Here is a 19,518-nt window from a genome sequence, read left to right on the forward strand (position 1 = left end):
AATACGGTAAAAAAAGAATGACGCCCGTCAGGGCGTCACCAGAGCGAGTTACTCGTTATTTTCCGTTTCAGGAGAGGATCCCGGTTCTTTGTCTGTATCAGGTTTACTGCTCAGCATGTGCAGCGTGCCGTTAATATCGATAACCACCTCGGTGGACAGCCGCTCCGCGCCCAGGTTGTCCTGCCATTTTCTGACTTGTAACCGTCCTTCCAGATACACCTGCGTTCCTTTTTTCAGGTGTTTTGCCGCGATTTCCGCCAGTTTGTTGTACACTACAATCCGGTGCCATTGGGTGCGTTCTTTGGTTTCCCCGGTTTCCTTGTCTTTCCAGATATCCCCGGTGGCGATCGAAAAAACGGTGACTGGCTGCTTATCCGCTGTATAACGCACCTCCGGATCCTGTCCCAGAAAACCGATCAGGCAGACTTTATTCAATCCACGTTGGGCCATATTGATTATCCTCGTATTGATATGTTGCAGGGGAGGCTGACGCCGATAGCGCGGCTGAACGGGCGTCAGCCATTTTGAGGGAGCATTCACGGATCTGGCACAGCAGAAGGTGGTTATCGACATCTGCATGTTGAAGAGGATCCGAGCCTGTTCGATCGCCAGCAGCGCGTCCCTGATTTGCGGCGGTTGTGAGGCGTCCTGTAGCAGCGCGCGCCATGCCGGTGTGCCGGAGCGATTGTTCTGCTGATTGCGCCAGCGCAGAAAATTTGCACCAGAGCGGGCTGGCCCACGGCATAACAGCAAGGGTAAGTTTCGTAACGGCCAGCGCCAGGCACGGTGAATGATCCGCGTCTGTAGCTGGTGCAGGGTCGCCGCCGCGTCTGCCGCAGATTGCGCTGATAATTGCGGCTCCCTTACCCTTAAAAGGCCTTTTAGACAGCTTTCGTAAGCAAACCAGTCCTCGCGGGTCAGCGCCTGGTATATGGAGGCTGGATCAGTCATCGTCGTCTCCGGGCTCTGTCGCAGTAACCGTCGATACGTCAAGGTCTGGCCCATCGGCGGAAGGTTCATCTGGCGCAGAGGCCGGAATATCAGCCACAGGTTCAGGTCTATCCTCTGAGGCAAACCGGAGCGGTGGCGCATAGGCCGAGCGTCGGGAGCCCTTAAAGATATCGTCCGGCACGGGACCGGCTAATTCTTCCGCCGCCTGTGCGCGGGCATTGCCGTCACGGATATCCTGCCGGGTAACGGGAATACGCCGGTATTTCTGGGCCAGCACAAAAATACTGCGGATCAGGTTGCCGCCGCGCTGACGAATGTCGTTGAGCTCCACGCGGTTAATCAGCGCCATGTGATTCGCCAGCATCAGGTTGCGCATCAGCTTGTCGAAATCGGTCAGCAGATAGACGGCAATAAACCCTAACTGGGAAGCGGCAAACACCGGGAACCGCGCAGGCTGGATACTGAGGCAGCTTTCAACGGTCATCATTTCCGGGATCTGGGCGAATACGGCGTCCATACTGCCGATTAATGCGTTCATTTCCTCCCGAGCGGACAGTAACCGTTCTTCCAGCCTCAGCATCCAGATATCGGCATAGGGGTTGTCGGTGATGGCATCCAGGCGGAGGATATTCATGATATTAAGGAAACGCGGCATCCCGATGATGCCGTGGACATCTTCTTCCGGGTTTGCCTGGCGCCCCTGCCACAGCTGGGTCGCCAAATGGGTGTGCAGTTCAATGGTGATGGCGCTGCGTAACGGGCCGCTGGTGAGACGGTAATTATCCCGGCTGCTTTGCTGTTCGTTTTCGTTCATGAGAGGCTCCTGCAAATGAAGGAGCGGACAGGGTGTTACAGTTTATTCTAGGGTGATATTGCAAAACCAATTATAAAAATGAAGGAAATGGGCTGGCTGGTTTGATAGGCTATAATTTTGACTTTCTTATTATTGATAGGAAACGGTCTAAAAATATTCTGCCAGAATATTTTTAGACCGTTTCCGTTTGAAAGTGAGATATTAATCGGTAAAAACTATGTCTATCGATTGCACTGATAAGAAAAACACGCAGAGAAAGAAACTCCCCGCCTTTGGGTCGTCTTATTCTTAGCGCAGCTGGCGCTCAAGCTTTGCCTGGCAATCAATACACGTTGTTACGCCGGGCAATGTCCCACGCCGTTTGTCTGGAATGCGTTCACCGCATAGCCGGCAGTAAGACAATGATGGCGTTGCAGCAGGTCTGAAACGGTTTTTTTCGATAAGCTTTTCCAACTGCTGCTCATTGAGTTCCTGATCGCGATCGATTTCATCTGGCATGTGATTTCCTCCTGTCCGATGCTTCTTTTTCGCAAAGCGTGATGCGGTTCCAGACCACGGTGAGCGACGGGCCCTCATCTTGTGATGAGAGTTCTTCGGTAACTTGCATCATGATGTCCAGCGCGTTGAGCGAGTCGATGTTTTCCGGGCGTCGTTTTTGCCAACGAACCCAGATTTCAGCATCGGTATCTTCATCCGGGATTTGCGTCCGGCCCTGAGAAATAGATATACCTAGCAACCGGCGTCGGGCGCTGATTTCATTAGACGACAGGCCAAAATACTGGTTCAGAAGCTCAATTGAACCGCCCAGACAGATGGCCCGGTTAATCTGTTGTTGCAGGAGTACCTCCTGACGGGACTGAGCCAGGATCTGGCGTAGAACTTCGTGTTGGATCGTGACATTCATAAACTGCGCGGACGCCCGGCTGACAATGAACAGCTCGTCTAGGGATAACTGATTGATGGCGTTCATTTCGTCGTAAGTGAAACCCAGCGCTTCGCAGTAGCGAATGTTGCCTTCTTTCAGCGCATGCAGTACGTCAGTCAATACCGCGTAGTTCAGTGACGGGATCATGATGATGCCTCCTCCCGTTGTTTCTCATGCAGGCGGCGCAGCAGACGGATCAACTGGAAAATATTTATGACCACATCGTCGCCAAATCCGGCTGACGTCATCGCGGAGCCCAGTAATAAATGCTGCCACAGTGACGCGGCTCCCCCCATTTTTTGCGCCAGAAAAGACAGAAGTTGCCAGTAGGTACGAGCCTCATTCGACAACGGGCTGTCTGGCTCTGCCAAATCAAAGCCGTTTTCCTGCGAGGGTTGTATCAGATGTTCCAGACCGGCTTTTGCCGCCAGCCCCCATGCCGTTTGTTCGGCAAGCGATGGCAGATTTTCGGTAGTGTCAAAGACAGGCTCGATATCCCATCCAGCCTCCGGGCGTTCCAGGGGCGATATCTCCGCCGGATCAGTATCGGTGATATTCCCGCTTTCGCTTTCCTGTTCCTCTTTCCCTGCAGCATGGGGCTTGACAGAAGGGGCGGATCCGGGTTTTGCGTGAGAATCATAAAAAGGTTCGTCATTTTGTTCCGGTACTTCGTCCGCCGTATTTCGGGGTGTTGAGAGGACCGTTCTGACCTCTGGTTGATAACGGCGTTGCTCGTTGATCTCAGGGAGTGTTGGGGTTGGTGATCCCAATAGCGCTTGGCGTTTCTGAGCCCCGGCATCGGTGATCAATGCCACGGCATTGTAATCGATCTCCAGCGCCTGGCTGATAAGTCCCGTTAGTTCGTCCCGAATACCGTCATACGAGAAACCCGCCAGCGGGCCATTAAAGGGGATAAGAGCCATAGCGAAGACATCATTAAAGTCAGGTTTGCCAGCGACAGATTGATACTGGGTATCCCAGAATTTTGATGTGCAGGCGCGCAGCATTAACAACCTTTCAATGGTGGTTTTAGGCAGGCCGCTGTACAGCAAATCCGGAATATGAGGCAGGAGATAGTTAATCGTCGCTGTCATTCTGCTGTATACCGACTGGTGGATTGCATAGCCGGCCTGATCAAGTTTCTGGAGTAATTCTGTTTGGGACATCGCGCCATAGAGCGACAGGCAAATATCAGCCGCTTTTTGTACGGCCAGGGATTTTTCAATAAATGTCAGCGAACCGCGCAGATCATTCTCGACCAGATGACCGAGCAGACAGTGTAAATTACCGCGCTCTACAGGACCGGACAGCCATTTGTGGAACAGGCAGGTGATATCCCAGAATACTTTATCCTGCGTCTCCAGCCAGAGTTCATTCAGAATAGACAGTCGGGTATTCCCGCCATTGAATACAATATAATGGCTTTCGCCTGGTCGTTGGGTGATTTTCGGAGGATGGTCGAGCCCGCGGTTTTTAATTGATGTCTTGATTTCCTCATAATAGGGATTCCGGATAATTCTGGGATCGAGTTCAAAGGCCCTGAGTTGGTCCAGTTTCACGGATAAAAGGGTACCTTGATTATCTTTCATCATCCTTTTCCTCTGAAAAAATGATTAACGGTTGGCTAATTTAATATTGATCCATTCATCAATTTCAGATTCGAGCCAGGCTACGCTGGCCGGACCTATTTTGACCGAATGAGGAAAGTTGCCGCTTTTCATATACAGATATATTTGCGAGCGTTTTAAACCGGTTTTTTCTTCAACCTGCTTTAGTCGTAATAGCTGATGTGATGTCATAGTATCCTCCTGTGGCAGAAATGGGTTATGTCCGGAAATGACACGACAACACAAACAGGAGCAGGGATAAAGTTAATGAACCCGTATTAAGGATTGGAAAACCCTTAATACGGGGTTCAGTCAAATAATGCTTATCTTGATGATGTTGATACCCCAAGGAAAGATGGTGAGCCACGCTCAAGAGCAGTTTTTAGTGTCTCGCCGCTTAGACGATCCGTTATACCGTCGGCTAATGCCCATTGTTCAAAGATGGACAGCAGCTTGTAAGGCTGGTTAACCAATGGACTGATGGCCTCATTATGCTTGCAGGAGAGCCAGAACAAGCGCGATAGCGGGGTGGATATCCGTGTTGTAGAAGTTGATATAGTTTTATTTTTCGCCAGTATCTGGATTAATTTTTCAAGCTCAGTATGGCGGAGAACGAAACAGGCATCTAGAGGTAGGGCGTGGAGCGGAAAGTGTTCTTTTCGACAATATTTATTTATGTTGTGAAAGATAATGCGATCGTGAATTTGGGGGGCGATGTTTTTAGGTAGTAGTTTTATTTGTTTTTTCATCCTTTCTTGCCATGTGGTTTCTTCAAATACCTGAAATATTTCTCCTGAAATGATAGTGGAAAAACCGTAGTTTATTGTGTTTTTCTCTGTCATCGGCGATGGAATACTCAACGATTGAGCTAGTAAATGTTGTATTAAAATATATTCGTATCCTATTAATGGTGTGTCAAGGATTTTGTTTTTAGAAAGAAAGTACTCTCCCTCAGTGTCGATAATTAAATCTCTTTTATTAATGAAGCAATCTTTTTCAAGCAAGCAAAGTCTATGGGTAAGTTTGTTTTCTGCTTTTTTTAATTTTACTTTGTTATTTAAGGTTTTTACTTTTCTTAACCTAACAGGAGACTGAAAATAAATGGAGAGGTGTATTTTCCCACATAAGGCATCTCGATAAATATCTCTTTTTTTTATTTTTATATTCGTCGATAGAGTAGCTATTTTGACTGCTTCTCTTATTGTAACCCAGTCAGGTATTCTACTGATTGAATAAAATGGTTTGTCGTGTTTTTTCATAATGCTTCTCCTTCTATATTACGAGGCTAACTGTTTTGATAGTCATCAATTCCCTGTTGTTTAATGATGTTAGAATGTATTTTTTTCTAGAAAAATAATTAAACTGAGTGAAAAATTGTCTTGTTGACGGTAGTTTTCTTTAATTGGATAACAGCTGATTCGTTGGAATATCAACATGGTAATGTATTATACGTTCACGTTATCAGTGAGTATTTTCTAACGAGGATTTAGGAGTTTAATTTCATATATAATAATTGGTTATGTTGATTTTTTGCATTTTTTCCTGTTAGAGCTTCCCTCTCGATTGCTGCGTATTGACAACAATGAAACGAAACAGTATCGTTTCGTTATTGTTGATCTATCTCATACTGTATGTAAATAACAATGTGACGATCTGTACGAAGGTGCGTTACCGGTGAATTGATTTCATCCTGTCTGAGGCGCTTTGGCTAGGCGGAATATGCCCTCCCGTAACGGAGCGATTTGATGTATTTTTTGTGCTAAATATCATGATGTTAGGTTGATCTTAAGTGCGTGGTGCAGCCTGTTGAGTGTTCGCTCGAACGGGTTCACAAAGAGGGGGCGGGTCACTACAGCACGAATGATGGATGTGTTTTTCTGGCTCTAGGGACGATTCAAGATTGACGGCCCTTGAGCTTCCTCACTTACGTTAAAAAAGGACTATGCAATGAAGCACCCCACCGATTCTTTCAGATTGACCAGCTGTTCCGTATCGGCGGCATTGGCGATGTTTACCGTTTCGCTGTCCTGGGCGCCGATGGCGGCTGCGCAAACTGCCAAGCCCGACGGAGATGGATCTTCAACATGGGCATTAGGCGCGGGCGTTGCCGTTGTTCAGAAGCCTTATCGCGATATTGATACTGATGTTGTTCCCTTACCGCTATTTTCGTACGAAAACAGATGGATTAGCGCTTCTGTTCCAAAGCTGGACTTAAAACTCCTTTCCAATGAATCCGTTACCCTGAGCCTGAGGGCCAGATACGCCGGGGACGGCTATGATGCGGACGACTCCCCGTTCCTTGCCGGCATGGATGATCGCAAGGGCAGTATATGGGCAGGGGGGGCAATGATGTGGAAGACGGGCATCGTCGATCTTTCGGCGGAAGTTCTCGGCGACGTTTCCGGCAATAGCAAGGGCTCTCGTGCAAAATTGCAGGCGGAGCGGCGTTTTTCCTCCGGCGCTTTTGGCATAACGCCGAGGTTGGGCGTTGCGTGGGTGGATAGCAAATTCGTTGATTACTATTATGGCGTGAGGCGTTCAGAAGCGCGTCCAAACCGCGGTTTTTATGAGGGGGAGTCTGCCACCAATGTTGAGGCGGGGGTGCGCATGGATTACACTCTGGCGCGGCGTCACACCTTGTTTCTTGATGCGAGCGCCACCCGGTTCGGCAGCGCCATCAAAGATAGCCCGTTAGTCGACAGTTCAAGCCAAACGATGGTGAGCGTCGGTTATCTCTATCGTTTTTAATCAAACTTGATTTATCGCTCATGGCGGGCCGTCGCCGTGAGTCTCTTCCTGAGAGCGGTTGACAAATACGCCCTGTCTATACAGGGCGATCTGTGTGCTTCGGCCGCCGTATCCGGCGGCGATGGATAATCAGCCGTCAATCGCCAAAATCGCCATAAACGCCTCGCGTGGGATTTCCCGTTTTGAAAACCCGATGTTGTGTTTCTTATTTTCGCGTTGCTTGCGAATGAGCCGTTTTTTCTGCGAGAGGCTGCCCTGAAATCCTTGTGCCAGCGCGCTTTTGCGCAACGGTGGGATATCTTCCCGCGCGATGAAGCGGTTTTCCACTTTTGCTTGCACCGGCACCGGATACAGCTTGCGCGGGATGACGTACTTCAGCGTTTTCACGATTTCGGACGCCCGCGCCCAGGCTTTTTGTCGGGCGATGATAAAAGAAAAGGCGTCCACCAGTTGGTTATCGAGATAAATATCGCAACGCACCAGATCGGCGCGGCGATAGCCTGAGAGTTCGTAATCCAGCGTGGCGTAGCCCTGGGTGAGGGATTTGAGCGTATCAAAAAAGCCGAAAACCATCTCATTAAGCGGGATCGCCCAGGTCAGACGCACGGCGCCGCCGTCCAGATAGCGCATATCCACAAACTCGCCGCGCCGGGAGGCGCAGAATTCCATCATGGCGCCCACATAGGTATCCGGGGTATGAATGGTGCTGACGACATAAGGCTCTTCGACGTAATTCAGCACGTCTTCGCCCGGAAAATGAGCCGGATTATCGACGCTCAGGCATTGGCCGTTATGTAACCAGACGCGATATTCAACGCTTGGCGCGGTGGCAATCACCGAGATGCCGTATTCCCGCTTCAGGCGCTCGCGGACGATATCCATGTGCAGCATCCCCAGAAAACCACAGCGGAAGCCCGCGCCCAGCGAGGCGGAGACTTCCGGTTCAATGTGCAGCGCCGCATCATTAAGAGACAGTTTATCCATGGCGTTGCGCAATCCTTTCAGATCGTCATCCGCATCGGGATAAAGCCCGGAAAACACCATCGGTTTCATCTCCTGATAGCGGGAAACCGCTTCGGTTGCGGGATTCGCCGCCAGCGTCAGGGTATCGCCGACGCGGATCGCGCCCGCATCTTTAATTCCGGCGGCGATATAGCCCACTTCTCCGGTATCCAGTTTTTCACACGGCTGGCGTGCGGGTAGGAAAGCCCCGGTTTCAGTGACCTCAAAGCGAAAACCGGATGACATGAAACAGAGAGCATCGCCGGTGTTGATGCTGCCGTCCACGATACGCACATGCATGATGGCGCCGTGATAAGGATCGTAATGGGAGTCAAACACCAACGCCCGGAGCGAGGTGTGCGATTCGCCGAGCGGGGAGGGGAAATGCCGAGCGACGAACGCAAGCACGGCGGCCACACCTTCCCCGGTTTTTGCCGATACCGGCAACACCGTGCTGATATCCAGGCCGGGAATGTCGGCCAGTTGCTGCATCACGCCGGCGATATCGGCTTGCGGACTATCAATTTTGTTCAGGACCGGCAGTAGGGTCAGGCCATGTCGTCGAGCCAGATTGAGATTGGCGATGGTCTGAGCCTGAACGCCTTGCGCGGCGTCAATCAGCAGTATCGCGCCTTCGCAGGCGGCCAGGCTGCGCGAAACTTCCGCGGAAAAATCGACGTGTCCCGGCGTATCCACTAGATTGAATTGATACTGGCGGCCCTCATCGCTCTGATAGCGCATACGCACCGTTTGCAGTTTGATGGTGATGCCGCGTTCACGCTCAATATCCATGGAGTCGAGCAGCAGTTCCCGCATGTCCCGCCGGGCCACGGTAGAGGTGAGTTCAATAAAACGATCGGCCAGCGTGGATTTACCGTGGTCGATATGGGCGATAATGCAAAAATTGCGAATGGAGGAAAATGACATGGGAATGGCCTTTTACATCACTGTTCCGCTTATCAACCAGCACGGTTAATCAAGCGAACAAAAAAATCCCACTGAAGATTGACTCAGTGAACGCATAATCAAAACGATGTAAAAGTAGATAGCCGGGGCGGATGATAACGCATTTCACTTTTGCCGCGCAAGCGCGCGGCAAAAGTGAACGCCGACGGTTATGACGATGCCGGCTTGCCGACCGGCATGGCGAGATCGCAGGTGTGCGCCGCGGATGTCTCTGCATAGGGCGCCGACCAGGCGGACAGCGGCAAAGGCGGTTGCTGATGAAAAATACGTTTCATCATCAGCTTCAATTCCGTCAGGCTGGGCATGCCGCTTGACCAGGCGGAGGGAACCACGGTGACCCATTTCCCATCGGCGGCGCATTCGGCCATTTTGAAACGAAAGGTGTACTGCCCGGCAATCCCCATTCGTAAGTCGCTGACGACCAACGCGTTACCGATGATGTCGTAACGCAGCCAGTCATTGGTAAACCAGCGCAGCCTGTCGTGCAGCGGTACGCCGTTTACGATGTGCGCGATATCGGGATGAAGCGGAAGACGAATCCATTCTGGTGGTCTATCGTCAAACCAACTGCTTACGGATTCGTAGTAGTGGCCGTCCGGGGTTTTGGCGATGACGCGCCATATCAGAGCATTGAACGGCATGGACACGGCGCGTAATTCCGTCACCGCGATCCCCTGATTGCGCATGGCATGGGAAACCCGCTGTTCAGCCAGCATGCGTCCGCCCATCCCAAAAGCAAGGTAGGCGGTACTGAGCGCCAGCGCGACGGATAATATACGGATACTGCGGGTATTAAGTCCTTTTCGCGCGGCGAAAACCACGGCAGCCAGCAACGGTAGGGTGTAGGCGGGGTCAATGATGAAAACCGCCGACCAGCTTTCAGGCACGGCGGGAAACGGCCAGAAGAGCCGGGTGCCGTAGACGGTAAACGCATCCAGCAGCGGGTGGGTGATAAGGACCAGCCATAAGGTGAAAAACAGACGTCCACGGCGATAGGGCGCATCGGGCCAACGCCGCCGAATCAGCCAGGTCAGCAATCCCGCCAGTCCGGTCAGCACAAAAAGGGAATGCGTAAAACCGCGGTGATAGGTCATCGCCGACACCGGATCGGCATAAGGGATGAGTACATCCAGATCCGGCAGGGTTGCAAGCGCGGCTCCGTAGAACAGGGCGCGCCGTCCCTGCGTCCGCCCCAGCAGACTGCCTTGTATTGCGCCTCCCAACAGAGCCTGTGTGACGGAATCCATGGTGATGATCCTTGCTTTTATCCAGTGGTTATTGTCCGGCGATACGCGCCGAATGAACATGGGCGGCATAGCCTATTGCCCGTCGTTTCGCCGTCGGGCTGACGGCGCCCGCCGCGCGTTCATTCTTTCATCATGGCGTCATTCTGGATGACTCAAGGATACGCACAGCTTGCATACTGATATCAAGCATAGTGTTTGCCGCCGCCGTGTCGTTGTCATCGATGATTTCATTGAATTTTTTAAATTCATAAAAGTGCCGGTGTTTTCCCTGATTAAAGTCCAGCTCTTCTGATGCGCCGTCATTCCGGTTTATTGTGAATTTTGTCATGCTATTGAGCGGCGTTCTAATAACGATATTTCCGGTTGTGCCCTGAATGGTATTGATTATCGGGGCTTTGCAATCCTTTGCGCCAATGCTTGATACTTTGAAACCCGGATAATCAAGAGAAAGTATCCCGCTGGTATCCACGCCCTTCTCTATATTCGCCGAGTAGCTGAATGTCTTCGGCGAACCGAAAAGTCCAATGATGGCGTGGATATTATAGATGTTGAGATCCATCAAGGCGCCGCCATATTTTTCCTTGTCGAACGCAGGGTGGATAATTCCTTTTTTGAAGTCGTCATAACGGGACGAATACTGGCTATAATTAAGTTGAACGATTTTTATATCGCCAATGTCGTTGATTTTATTTTTGAGGTCGGCATAGGCCGGGAGATAGTGAATATTCATGGCCTCAAGAATGATTAAGTTATTGTTCTTCGCCAGTTCATACAAGGAGTAAAGCTCGGCAAGGTGCGGAACAATGGGTTTTTCGATAATAATGTGCTTGCCTTTTTCGAGGGCTTTTTTGGCGAATGTATAATGTAAATGATTGGGCAATGCTATATACACGGCATCGCAGTCGCTTGCCAGCAATAAATCGTAATCGGTAAATACGTTGCGAATACCGTATGTTTGGCTCAATGCCTCGCCCTTGCTCTGGGAGTGTTCTGTGGCAAGAATGGCATCCAGAGTCAGGTCGAGTTCTTTGAGGACGGGTAAAAGCTCCTTGACAATCATACCAGTACCAACAATTGACATTTTCATATGTTCTTCGTGTTACCTCTCGATATGGCCGTTTTGCCGTTGTCTTCTTTTTACCCGAAGTTCGGCGTGGAGTAAATTTCAATGACGCCCGGCTTGCGACCGGACACTTTCGCCTATAGCCAAAAATAACCGGCCCAGCGCCGTCAATGTTCTCGCTTGCGGGCACCGAAGAACCATCGATGGATATGGCCGACATGATTTAAAATATATTGTTTCCAATGTTGATGCTTTTTAGTTGTTTATCAATCCAGCGGATTTAACTAAGCTTTTCTGTCGATCTTCAAACTACTGTCCCCGTGCATCCGGCCGGATAACACCTGCAAGGTAAAACGTTATGCGTCATATCATCAAAATAGTCAGCGTTATGTTATTAATGGCTTCCGCCTGTTCTGTCCATGCCGCCGATGTGGTAACGGCGCTTGGCCGGGATTTTACTTTTCCGAACAAAATTGAAGGATTACCGCAAAAATTGTCGGATTTCAAGGGATTACAGATAAACACATTTACCACCAGTGACGGCGTCAAGCTGAGCTACTGGGAAGCGGGAGCAGGCGATCCCCTGATTTTTATTCCCGGCTGGTCGGGGAACGGGGCGGAGTATGTCAATATTATGTCTCTGCTCAGTAAGCAATATCACGTTTATGTGCTTGACCCACGGAATCAGGGGTTGTCGCAAAATGTGGAGTACGGCAACCGATTGTCGCGTTACGGCGCCGATCTTAAAGAGTTTACCGACCATATCGGCGCAAAATCCGTGAACCTTTGCGGCTGGTCGATGGGGGCGTCGGTCATCTGGTCGTATATCGATCTTTTCGGAACAAAAAATATCAACAAGCTGATTTTTATTGACGAACCGATTTCTATCTACACCCATTCGGACTGGTCGGAAAAAGAGCGTCTGGAAGCCGGCGGAATGACGACCTCGCCGGAACGCATGATTGCGGCATTTACCCAGGGCGCGGCGACCAATAATCAGATTGTGGATATGGCCGCAATGGAACGTTACGCGGCGATGGACTCGAAATATTTTCAAAATTCAGAGGCGCTTGCGCGTGAATTCATAAAAAACGATCCCAAATTTCTCTCGCTGGTGCTTTTTGACCATGCAACAAACGACTGGCGTGACGTGATCCGCCATAAAATTAATGTGCCGACCGCTATTTTCACTGGCGATTACAGCCATAACGTTCCCAGTCAGCAATGGATGCATTCCGTTATTCCGGGATCGGAATTGTTTGTCTACACGAAAGAACAACAAGGGGATCACTTCCTGGCGTTCAAAAATCCGCTGCGTTTTACCCAGGATGTCGTGACTTTCCTTAATAAATCGAAGTGAAACGCGCTTACGATGCCGGCGCAACGGAATTGCGCCGGCCGTAAGCGCCCCGGCGGCCGGTTCCAGGCGCTGGACAGCAGCCGGAGCGCGTTCTATTGGGACCGCCGCCGGCGTTTATCCAAAATCCTGATTTCTCCGGCCGACGCGTTCCTTCCAACCAGACGACGCCTTTATCCCTTATAACCCTTTTCCGTGATGCCCATAGAGGCGACGCGTTGTCGCCTTGCCTACCGCCAGGTTTTATCGTGACTGCTATCCCAAATTTGAACAGGGATGGTGTAACCTTAAAAGTAATCGATTACATTTTAGTTGTGTTTTTTTGTAATCGATTACTTTTACCTGGTGAGGCTGAAAATGATGTCAACAACGGGAAGTAGTGAAAGGGCGGGCGCGCAGCATCGGTTTATTGTGCCGCGGTTATCGCTGATGATGTTTCTGCAATTTTTTATATGGGGAAGCTGGTCGGTAACGTTGGGGCTGGTGATGACGCAGCACAATATGTCATTGCTGATTGGCGACGCGTTTTCCGCCGGACCGATAGCCTCTATCCTGTCGCCGTTTGTGCTGGGAATGCTGGTTGACCGCTTCTTCCCGTCGCAAAAAGTGATGGCGGTCATGCATGTGGCCGGCGCGGCCATTCTGTGGTTCGTGCCGCAGGCGCTGATCAGCGAAAACGGCACGCTGCTGATCGCGTTGTTGTTCGGCTATACGCTTTGTTATATGCCGACGCTGGCATTAACCAACAACATCGCCTTTCACAGCCTGAAGGATATTGATAAAACCTTTCCTGTGGTGCGGGTATTCGGCACTATCGGCTGGATCGTCGCCGGCATTTTTATCGGCGTGACCGGTATTTCCTCAACGGTGCATATTTTCTCATTGGCGGCGATATGTTCTATGGTGCTGGCGGTTTATAGCCTGACGTTGCCGCATACGCCGGCGCCGGCCAAAGGCTTGCCCGTGGCGTTGCGCGATCTGCTCTGTGCCGATGCGTTTGCCTTACTGAAAAACCGGCATTTCTTTATCTTCGCGCTGTGCGCCACGCTGATTTCCATTCCTCTCGGTACATACTACGCCTATACAGCCTCTTATCTTGCCGATGCGGGGGTGCAAGACGTCAGTACCGCCATGTCTTTCGGCCAGATGTCTGAAATTTTCTTCATGCTGGTGATCCCGCTGTTGTTCAGACGGCTGGGGGTGAAATACATGCTGTTTATCGGGATGTTCGCCTGGTTTGTTCGCTACGCGTTCTTTGCGCTGGGAGTGAGTGAAGAAGGCCGCTGGCTGCTGTATATCGGTATTCTGTTGCATGGCGTCTGTTATGACTTCTTCTTCGTCGTCGGTTTTATCTACACCGAGCGTGTGGCCGGGGACAAAGTCAAGGGGCAGGCGCAGAGCATGATCGTCATGTTTACCTACGGGATTGGGATGTTGCTGGGGTCGCAGATTTCCGGCGCGTTGTACAACGCATTGGTGGCCGGTCAGACGGTGCCGCAGGCATGGGTGACGTTCTGGTGGATCCCGGCGGTTGCCGCAGCGGTTATCGCGCTTATTTTCCTCTTTTCGTTCAAATATGACGAGAAAGAGAGGGTTTGAGTATTCGGAGGTGAAATGAAAACCATTAAGGGGCCGGGGATTTTCCTGGCGCAGTTCATCGGGGAGCAATCCCCGTTTAATACCCTCGAGGGGCTGGCGGCATGGGTCTCTTCTCTGGGATATAAGGCGCTCCAGATCCCTTGTAATCATAAAACGATTTTCGATCTGGAACTGGCCGCCGCCAGCCAGACCTACTGCGATGAGGTTAACGGCAAACTGGCGCAGCATGGCCTGGTCATCAGCGAGCTGTCCACGCATCTGGAAGGGCAACTGATGGCGGTGCATCCGGCCTATAACGATGCGTTTGACGGTTTTGCGCCCGACGCGGTGCGGGGGGATAGCGCCGCCCGCCAGGCCTGGGCGGCCGGCATGCTGAAACGGGCCGCCCAGGCCTCGGAACATTTGGGGCTGCGGGCGCATGCCACCTTTTCCGGCTCTCTCGCCTGGCCGTATATTTATCCCTGGCCGCCGCATAATCAGACGTTGCTGAGCGAAGCGTTCCATGAACTGGCGCGCCGCTGGCGGCCGGTACTGGATTGTTTTGACGCGCATGGGATCGACGTTTGTTATGAAATTCATCCTTGCGAGGATTTACATGATGGCGCGACCTTCGAACGTTTTCTGGCACTGGTGGATCATCACCCGCGCTGCAATATTCTGTTCGATCCCAGCCATCTCTATCTGCAACACATGGACTATCTGGCGTTTATCGATCTCTATCACTCGCGCATCAAAGCGTTTCATGTGAAAGATGCCGAATTCACCGTCAATGGGCGAAGCGGCGCCTACGGCGGTTTTCAACGCTGGTCGGACCGCGCCGGACGCTTTCGCTCGCCCGGCGATGGCGCTATCGACTTCAAAGGCATTTTCAGCCGGCTGACGCAACATGACTACGACGGCTGGGCGGTGCTGGAATGGGAGTGCTGCCTGAAAGACGGCGAAACCGGCGCGCGCGAAGGCGGCGAATTTATTCGCCGGCACATTATACCTGTCGCCGATCGCGCGTTTGACGATTTCGCCGCGGCAGTGGAGCGTCGCGCCGACGTGCGCAGAATATTGGGTATCGCGCCGGGGGAAACGTCTCATGATTAATGTCGGCATTATCGGCACCGGTTTTATCGGGCCGGCGCATATCGAAGCGATCCGCCGTCTGGGGTTCGTCCGGGTGGTGGCGCTCTGCGACACACCGTTAGAGGTGGCGCGCGCCAAAGCGGCGCAGCTCAATGTCCCGCATGCGTATGGCGATGTGGACGCGTTACTGGCGCATCCCGGTCTGGATGCGGTGCATAACTGTACGCCGAACCACCTGCACGCGGACATTAACCGTAAGATCCTCCGGGCCGGCAAGCACGTTTTTTCCGAAAAACCGCTTTGTATGACCGCGGATGAAGCGCGAGAATTGGTTCAAATGGCGCAGGAGGCCGGCGTGGTGCACGGCGTCAGTTTCGTTTATCGCCAGTTCGCCATGGTCCGTCAGGCGGCCAGCATGTTGCGTCATGGGCAGGCAGGCCGTCTTTTCTCGGCGCACGGCAGCTACTTGCAGGACTGGATGCTGCTGGAAAGTGATTACAACTGGCGCGTCGAGGCGAATATCGGCGGCGTTTCGCGCGCGGTGGCGGATATCGGCTCTCACTGGTGCGATACGGTACAGTTCGTCACCGGACGGCGCATTACCGACGTCATGGCGGATTTATCCATCGTCTGGCCGACCCGGAAAGCCGGCGTGCGGGGCGGCTCGACTTTTACCGCGCGTCAGGAGGCCGGCGGCGATGAAGACCGCCCGGTCACCACGGAGGATATGGGGTTCGTGCTATTTCGTTTTGATGACGGCAGTAAGGGGGGTTTTCATGTTTCGCAGGTCTGCGCGGGCAGAAAAAATAGCCTGAGCTTCGAGGTGAACGGCAGCGAGGCGTCGGTGGCCTGGGATCAGGAAACGCCGCAGAAACTCTGGGTGGGGCATCGCAGTCAGCCTAACCAATGGCTGTCGGACGATCCCGGTCTGATGGAGCCGGATGCGGCGGGGTGGGCGCACTTTCCCGGCGGTCATATCGAAGGATGGCCTGATGCGTTTAAGAACATGATGTTGCAGTACTATTCCGCTATTCGTAACGGTAAAACGCCGGCGCCGGATAGCCGTGGGTTCGCCACTTTCCATGACGGCGCCAACGTGATGTTCATCATTGAGGCGATCATCAAAAGCCATCGGCAGCAGCGTTGGGTCAGCGTCGCTTCCTGAACGGATTTCCCGATGCGCAAGGATGGCGTCGGGCTTTGATTCAGTCCCCCGTTAAACTGTGATAGCCTTCCCCAATAAGTGGTTAATTCCAGGATATGTCATTGTTATGTCAATTCAGAAAATCGCCAGGCTTGCCGGGGTTTCAGTGGCGACGGTTTCCCGTGTGCTGAACAATATCGATACGGTAAAACCGAAAAACCGCGAACGCGTACTTCAGGCTATCAGCGAGAGTAATTACCAACCCAACTTACTGGCGCGCCAGCTCCGAACCGCCCGGAGCTCCATGATTCTGGTGATGGTGTCGAATATCTCCAATCCCTTCTGCGCCGATGTGGTGAAAGGCATTGAAGAGGAAGCGGAAAAAAACGGCTATCGCATTTTATTGTGTAATTCCGGCACGGATATTCAGCGTTCCATATCCAGCCTGAAGCTACTCTCCGGCAAGATCGTCGACGGGATTATCACCATGGATGCGTTCTCGAAACTACCGGAATTAACCACCATGATCGATCGCATGCCCTGGGTTCAGTGCGCCGAATATGCCGACGACGGCGGCGTCTCCTGTGTCGGGATCGATGATATCGATGCCGCCGGATTTGTCATCCAGCATTTGATCACGCGCGGACGCGGCCGTATCGCATTGATTAACCACGATCTGAGTTATAAATATGCACGATTGAGGGAGCGGGGTTATAAAATGGCGCTGGAACGGCAAGGGCTAACCTACCGCGCCGTCGAATACGCCAGCGATCTCACCTTCTGCGCCGGCAAAACGGCGATGGAGAATCTATTGCGGGGCGAACGTCGTCCCGATGCCGTGTTTGCGGTTTCGGATACGCTGGCGGCGGGCGCGATGCGCGCGATTGAAGAGGCGGGACTGTCCATCCCCGATGATATGGCGATAGTGGGGTTTGACGGCACGGAACTCTCGGAGATGGTATCGCCGCAGTTAAGCACCATCGCCCAGCCATCCGCCGACATCGGCCGCAAAGCCGTGGGGCTGCTGCTGAATAAAATCAATAATCCCGATTCGCCGGCGGAGCGGGTCGTTCTGGACTGGCACTTTATTTCACGGGCCAGCGTCTGACGGCGCACCGCTTATCAGGTTACACGCGTGGCGCAGAGCATTCATATCAACGTTGCAGCAAGGGCCGCTCTGAGGTTTTTATATAATATTGTAATTATGCTCTAGGGATACCGGTGCGCATCGTGTGTAATAATTAACCATGTCACCCCGCTAGTTTTTGCTGCGGCAAGAATGCTGGTCTAGCCGAGCGAACTCCGTAGTATATTGATTACGGGATGCCCTTTTCACAGATTTTGCTTGCGTCATGGTTCACTATATGAACGCATCCCGTTTGCAAGGCTTCAATTGTGTTGACGTTGATGGTCGGTTGTAGCTCTATATCCGACCTTGGCGCAGCCGGTGCTGCGGGCCTCGATGAGATCCGCTGACTCACGCCTTATTCCCTGAATGAGCTTAAAGTTCAAAGGACCATCCAAGTTTAGTTAGTCATGGTCTTACCTGTCGTTGCTATCTCTACGGCTGCCCTCGCAACCTTTCAGTATTCATCCTTATTTTGAAAGAGTTAATGTTTATCAGCCCATACCCTTCAGAACGGCCTGATGCTGATGTGTTTTTTGTCGCAGGTCCAGTTATGTGCCGATAGGGTACATACTGTACGCGCTATCTTGTTAGCCATCCCCAGCACGGTTACGCTGGCTGGCCGTCTTTTCATCAGCTCTGTTACCCATGGATTTGGCTCTTTCGTCAGCAGCGTCGCTGCCCTTGTACCATGGATAAACAGCGTCTTCAGACAGGCATCACCGCGTTTACTGATGCCCGGGAGCCGCACCTTGCCGCCTGTACCAGTTTGATCAGGCACCAGACCGATGCAGGTCGCGTGAACGGAAGGTTCCCGCATCTATCATCATGGCGACAGCGGCGGTAGTGACCAGCGGGCCAATGCCCGGGATATCCATGAGCCGCTGACAGGCTTCATTCTGTTTCGCCCAGGCGGCAGGCAGTTTTTCAATGCTATCTATCTACATATCAAGGTCGCTGAGCCGTCGGTACTGGTCTTCAATCTGGTAAATAAGGAACGGCGGCAGATTTTCCTTCAGATGTTCATGTACCTCAGGCTTCGTCTTGTCCAGTGATAACCGGCTCTTACGCACCGTTTCGCCGAACACCGGCAGTAATCCATGCAGCACGTTGAGCTGTGCGGTGCGGAACTTCACCAACTGACGACGCATTTTCTGCAGCGACAGTGCGGCCTGCGGCTCTTCAGTTTTGACGGCGACAGCTTTAGACGGTTGCTGGATCGCCATCTAGATAGCGCGGCATCCATCACGTCATTTTTGTTGCCCATTATGAAGGGATTGACGAATTTGCCCTGTAACCTGAAGCAATCTGACCTTATGCCCTAGCTTTTCCAGCTCACGGGCCCAGTACTGATAGCCACCGGGGACCTCCATAGCAATCAGATAAGATTCACGATTGCTGACATATTCTAGCAGTGCTTCGCGCTTAATCTGTTTATCGATAACTTCACCGGTATGCTCATCAATGAAGTGGATCTGCATCAGATGTTTTGCAATATCGATGCCAACAGGGGAATATTTCATCTTGCTGCTCCTCCAGTTATCGGGGAGCTTTATGCGTACCGTATTGGGCATCATGATGCCGTAAAGCTGCGAGGATCCATTCCTCATCTGCTGAACCCTTCGCCGCTCTCAAATAGTTGGGATCAGTTCATCTCACTCATTGCTACGATTTTACTGGATTAATAACGTGTCCACTATTCGTTGGCAGGATTACTGGAACGATGTCGACCGGGAGGAAAAACGGCGGATATACCACTAGGGAAATGGCAATTTCAGCATCGATGGAGAACAGATCAAGCTGGGTGAAAGGATGTTTAAATAGCGCTATCTCATGAATTAAGTCACTAGCCAATGGCTGGCGCAGGCTCTTACAGTCAGAGCTGTACATTTCGAAAA

Annotated in this window: 16 protein-coding genes and 1 pseudogene; 6 read left to right on the plus strand and 11 right to left on the minus strand. The window is 51.9% G+C overall.

Going from position 1 to position 19,518, the window contains the following annotated elements; translation table 11 throughout:
* Positions 1-48 precede the first annotated feature (48 nt).
* From ssb to JG725_RS15130, 7 genes are all read right to left on the minus strand, one after another.
* Positions 49-951 (minus strand): single-stranded DNA-binding protein, encoded by a 903-nt coding sequence (gene ssb / locus JG725_RS15100; protein WP_191091674.1) that lies wholly within the window; start codon positions 949-951, stop codon positions 49-51.
* Positions 944-1,765, minus strand: coding sequence for a PFL_4669 family integrating conjugative element protein (locus JG725_RS15105; protein ID WP_150437325.1), 822 nt, complete (start codon positions 1,763-1,765; stop codon positions 944-946). Before JG725_RS15105 ends, ssb begins: the two co-directional genes overlap by 8 nt.
* Positions 1,766-2,053: 288 nt before the next feature.
* Positions 2,054-2,263: a TraR/DksA family transcriptional regulator gene (locus JG725_RS15110; RefSeq protein ID WP_150437326.1), complete on the minus strand. Its 210-nt coding sequence runs from the start codon at positions 2,261-2,263 to the stop codon at positions 2,054-2,056.
* Positions 2,253-2,837 (minus strand): DUF2857 domain-containing protein, encoded by a 585-nt coding sequence (locus tag JG725_RS15115; protein ID WP_150437327.1) that lies wholly within the window; start codon positions 2,835-2,837, stop codon positions 2,253-2,255. The genes JG725_RS15110 and JG725_RS15115 overlap by 11 nt, the downstream gene beginning before the upstream one ends.
* Positions 2,834-4,279 carry a ParB family protein gene (locus JG725_RS15120; protein WP_172290881.1) on the minus strand — a complete coding sequence of 482 codons (1,446 nt, stop codon included), beginning with the start codon at positions 4,277-4,279 and terminating at the stop codon, positions 2,834-2,836. The genes JG725_RS15115 and JG725_RS15120 overlap by 4 nt, the downstream gene beginning before the upstream one ends.
* Before the next feature lie 24 nt (positions 4,280-4,303).
* Positions 4,304-4,489, minus strand: a complete 186-nt coding sequence (locus JG725_RS15125) for an AlpA family transcriptional regulator (protein WP_150437329.1) — start codon at positions 4,487-4,489, stop codon at positions 4,304-4,306.
* A 131-nt stretch (positions 4,490-4,620) separates the two neighbouring features.
* Positions 4,621-5,556 (minus strand): hypothetical protein, encoded by a 936-nt coding sequence (locus JG725_RS15130; RefSeq protein WP_150437330.1) that lies wholly within the window; start codon positions 5,554-5,556, stop codon positions 4,621-4,623.
* Between the two features lie 688 nt (positions 5,557-6,244).
* Here JG725_RS15130 and JG725_RS15135 point away from each other — a divergent pair.
* The gene (locus JG725_RS15135; RefSeq protein ID WP_150437331.1) at positions 6,245-7,045 is read left to right on the plus strand and encodes a MipA/OmpV family protein; all 801 of its coding nucleotides are present in this window, start codon (positions 6,245-6,247) and stop codon (positions 7,043-7,045) included.
* 129 nt (positions 7,046-7,174) lie between these two features.
* On the opposite strand, the gene lepA is transcribed toward JG725_RS15135, so the two are convergent.
* The 3 genes from lepA to JG725_RS15150 all read right to left on the minus strand — a co-directional run bounded on the left by lepA (position 7,175) and on the right by JG725_RS15150 (position 11,341).
* Positions 7,175-8,974 (minus strand): translation elongation factor 4, encoded by a 1,800-nt coding sequence (lepA, locus tag JG725_RS15140; protein ID WP_150437332.1) that lies wholly within the window; start codon positions 8,972-8,974, stop codon positions 7,175-7,177.
* A gap of 188 nt (positions 8,975-9,162) precedes the next feature.
* On the minus strand, positions 9,163-10,260 hold the full coding sequence (locus JG725_RS15145) for a metal-dependent hydrolase (RefSeq protein WP_150437333.1): 1,098 nt from the start codon (positions 10,258-10,260) through the stop codon (positions 9,163-9,165).
* 130 nt (positions 10,261-10,390) lie between these two features.
* Entirely contained in the window at positions 10,391-11,341 is a 951-nt protein-coding gene (locus JG725_RS15150) for a Gfo/Idh/MocA family protein (protein ID WP_223881674.1), read from the minus strand.
* Between the two features lie 340 nt (positions 11,342-11,681).
* Here JG725_RS15150 and JG725_RS15155 point away from each other — a divergent pair, with 340 nt between their 5' ends.
* From JG725_RS15155 to JG725_RS15175, 5 genes are all read left to right on the plus strand, one after another.
* Positions 11,682-12,683 carry an alpha/beta fold hydrolase gene (locus JG725_RS15155; protein WP_150437335.1) on the plus strand — a complete coding sequence of 334 codons (1,002 nt, stop codon included), beginning with the start codon at positions 11,682-11,684 and terminating at the stop codon, positions 12,681-12,683.
* 354 nt (positions 12,684-13,037) lie between these two features.
* On the plus strand, positions 13,038-14,279 hold the full coding sequence (locus JG725_RS15160; protein WP_150437336.1) for an MFS transporter: 1,242 nt from the start codon (positions 13,038-13,040) through the stop codon (positions 14,277-14,279).
* Positions 14,280-14,294: 15 nt separating this feature from the next.
* Entirely contained in the window at positions 14,295-15,371 is a 1,077-nt protein-coding gene (locus tag JG725_RS15165; RefSeq protein WP_150437337.1) for a sugar phosphate isomerase/epimerase, read from the plus strand.
* Positions 15,364-16,515 carry a Gfo/Idh/MocA family protein gene (locus JG725_RS15170; RefSeq protein ID WP_172290885.1) on the plus strand — a complete coding sequence of 384 codons (1,152 nt, stop codon included), beginning with the start codon at positions 15,364-15,366 and terminating at the stop codon, positions 16,513-16,515. Before JG725_RS15165 ends, JG725_RS15170 begins: the two co-directional genes overlap by 8 nt.
* A 106-nt stretch (positions 16,516-16,621) precedes the next feature.
* Complete coding sequence (locus JG725_RS15175; protein WP_150437339.1) at positions 16,622-17,602, plus strand: LacI family DNA-binding transcriptional regulator; 981 nt, start codon at positions 16,622-16,624, stop codon at positions 17,600-17,602.
* A gap of 526 nt (positions 17,603-18,128) precedes the next feature.
* Here the strand turns inward: JG725_RS15175 and JG725_RS15180 are convergent.
* Positions 18,129-19,143, minus strand: a pseudogene (locus JG725_RS15180) (IS110 family transposase).
* Between the last annotated feature and the right edge of the window lie 375 nt (positions 19,144-19,518).

The sequence above is a fragment of the Brenneria sp. L3-3C-1 genome (assembly GCF_016456245.1).
Lineage (GTDB): Bacteria > Pseudomonadota > Gammaproteobacteria > Enterobacterales > Enterobacteriaceae > Brenneria.

Bases quoted from the DNA above. Each gene is read 5' to 3' on its own strand.
- JG725_RS15175 (WP_150437339.1), top strand. From the start codon at position 16,622: ATGTCAATTCAGAAAATCGCCAGGCTTGCCGGGGTTTCAGTGGCGACG.
- JG725_RS15145 (WP_150437333.1), bottom strand. From the start codon at position 10,260: ATGGATTCCGTCACACAGGCTCTGTTGGGAGGCGCAATACAAGGCAGT.
- JG725_RS15115 (WP_150437327.1), bottom strand. From the start codon at position 2,837: ATGATCCCGTCACTGAACTACGCGGTATTGACTGACGTACTGCATGCG.
- JG725_RS15105 (WP_150437325.1), bottom strand. From the start codon at position 1,765: ATGAACGAAAACGAACAGCAAAGCAGCCGGGATAATTACCGTCTCACC.
- JG725_RS15110 (WP_150437326.1), bottom strand. From the start codon at position 2,263: ATGCCAGATGAAATCGATCGCGATCAGGAACTCAATGAGCAGCAGTTG.
- JG725_RS15130 (WP_150437330.1), bottom strand. From the start codon at position 5,556: ATGAAAAAACACGACAAACCATTTTATTCAATCAGTAGAATACCTGAC.
- ssb (WP_191091674.1), bottom strand. From the start codon at position 951: ATGACTGATCCAGCCTCCATATACCAGGCGCTGACCCGCGAGGACTGG.
- JG725_RS15165 (WP_150437337.1), top strand. From the start codon at position 14,295: ATGAAAACCATTAAGGGGCCGGGGATTTTCCTGGCGCAGTTCATCGGG.
- JG725_RS15155 (WP_150437335.1), top strand. From the start codon at position 11,682: ATGCGTCATATCATCAAAATAGTCAGCGTTATGTTATTAATGGCTTCC.
- JG725_RS15170 (WP_172290885.1), top strand. From the start codon at position 15,364: ATGATTAATGTCGGCATTATCGGCACCGGTTTTATCGGGCCGGCGCAT.
- JG725_RS15125 (WP_150437329.1), bottom strand. From the start codon at position 4,489: ATGACATCACATCAGCTATTACGACTAAAGCAGGTTGAAGAAAAAACC.
- JG725_RS15120 (WP_172290881.1), bottom strand. From the start codon at position 4,279: ATGAAAGATAATCAAGGTACCCTTTTATCCGTGAAACTGGACCAACTC.
- lepA (WP_150437332.1), bottom strand. From the start codon at position 8,974: ATGTCATTTTCCTCCATTCGCAATTTTTGCATTATCGCCCATATCGAC.
- JG725_RS15160 (WP_150437336.1), top strand. From the start codon at position 13,038: ATGATGTCAACAACGGGAAGTAGTGAAAGGGCGGGCGCGCAGCATCGG.
- JG725_RS15135 (WP_150437331.1), top strand. From the start codon at position 6,245: ATGAAGCACCCCACCGATTCTTTCAGATTGACCAGCTGTTCCGTATCG.
- JG725_RS15150 (WP_223881674.1), bottom strand. From the start codon at position 11,341: ATGTCAATTGTTGGTACTGGTATGATTGTCAAGGAGCTTTTACCCGTC.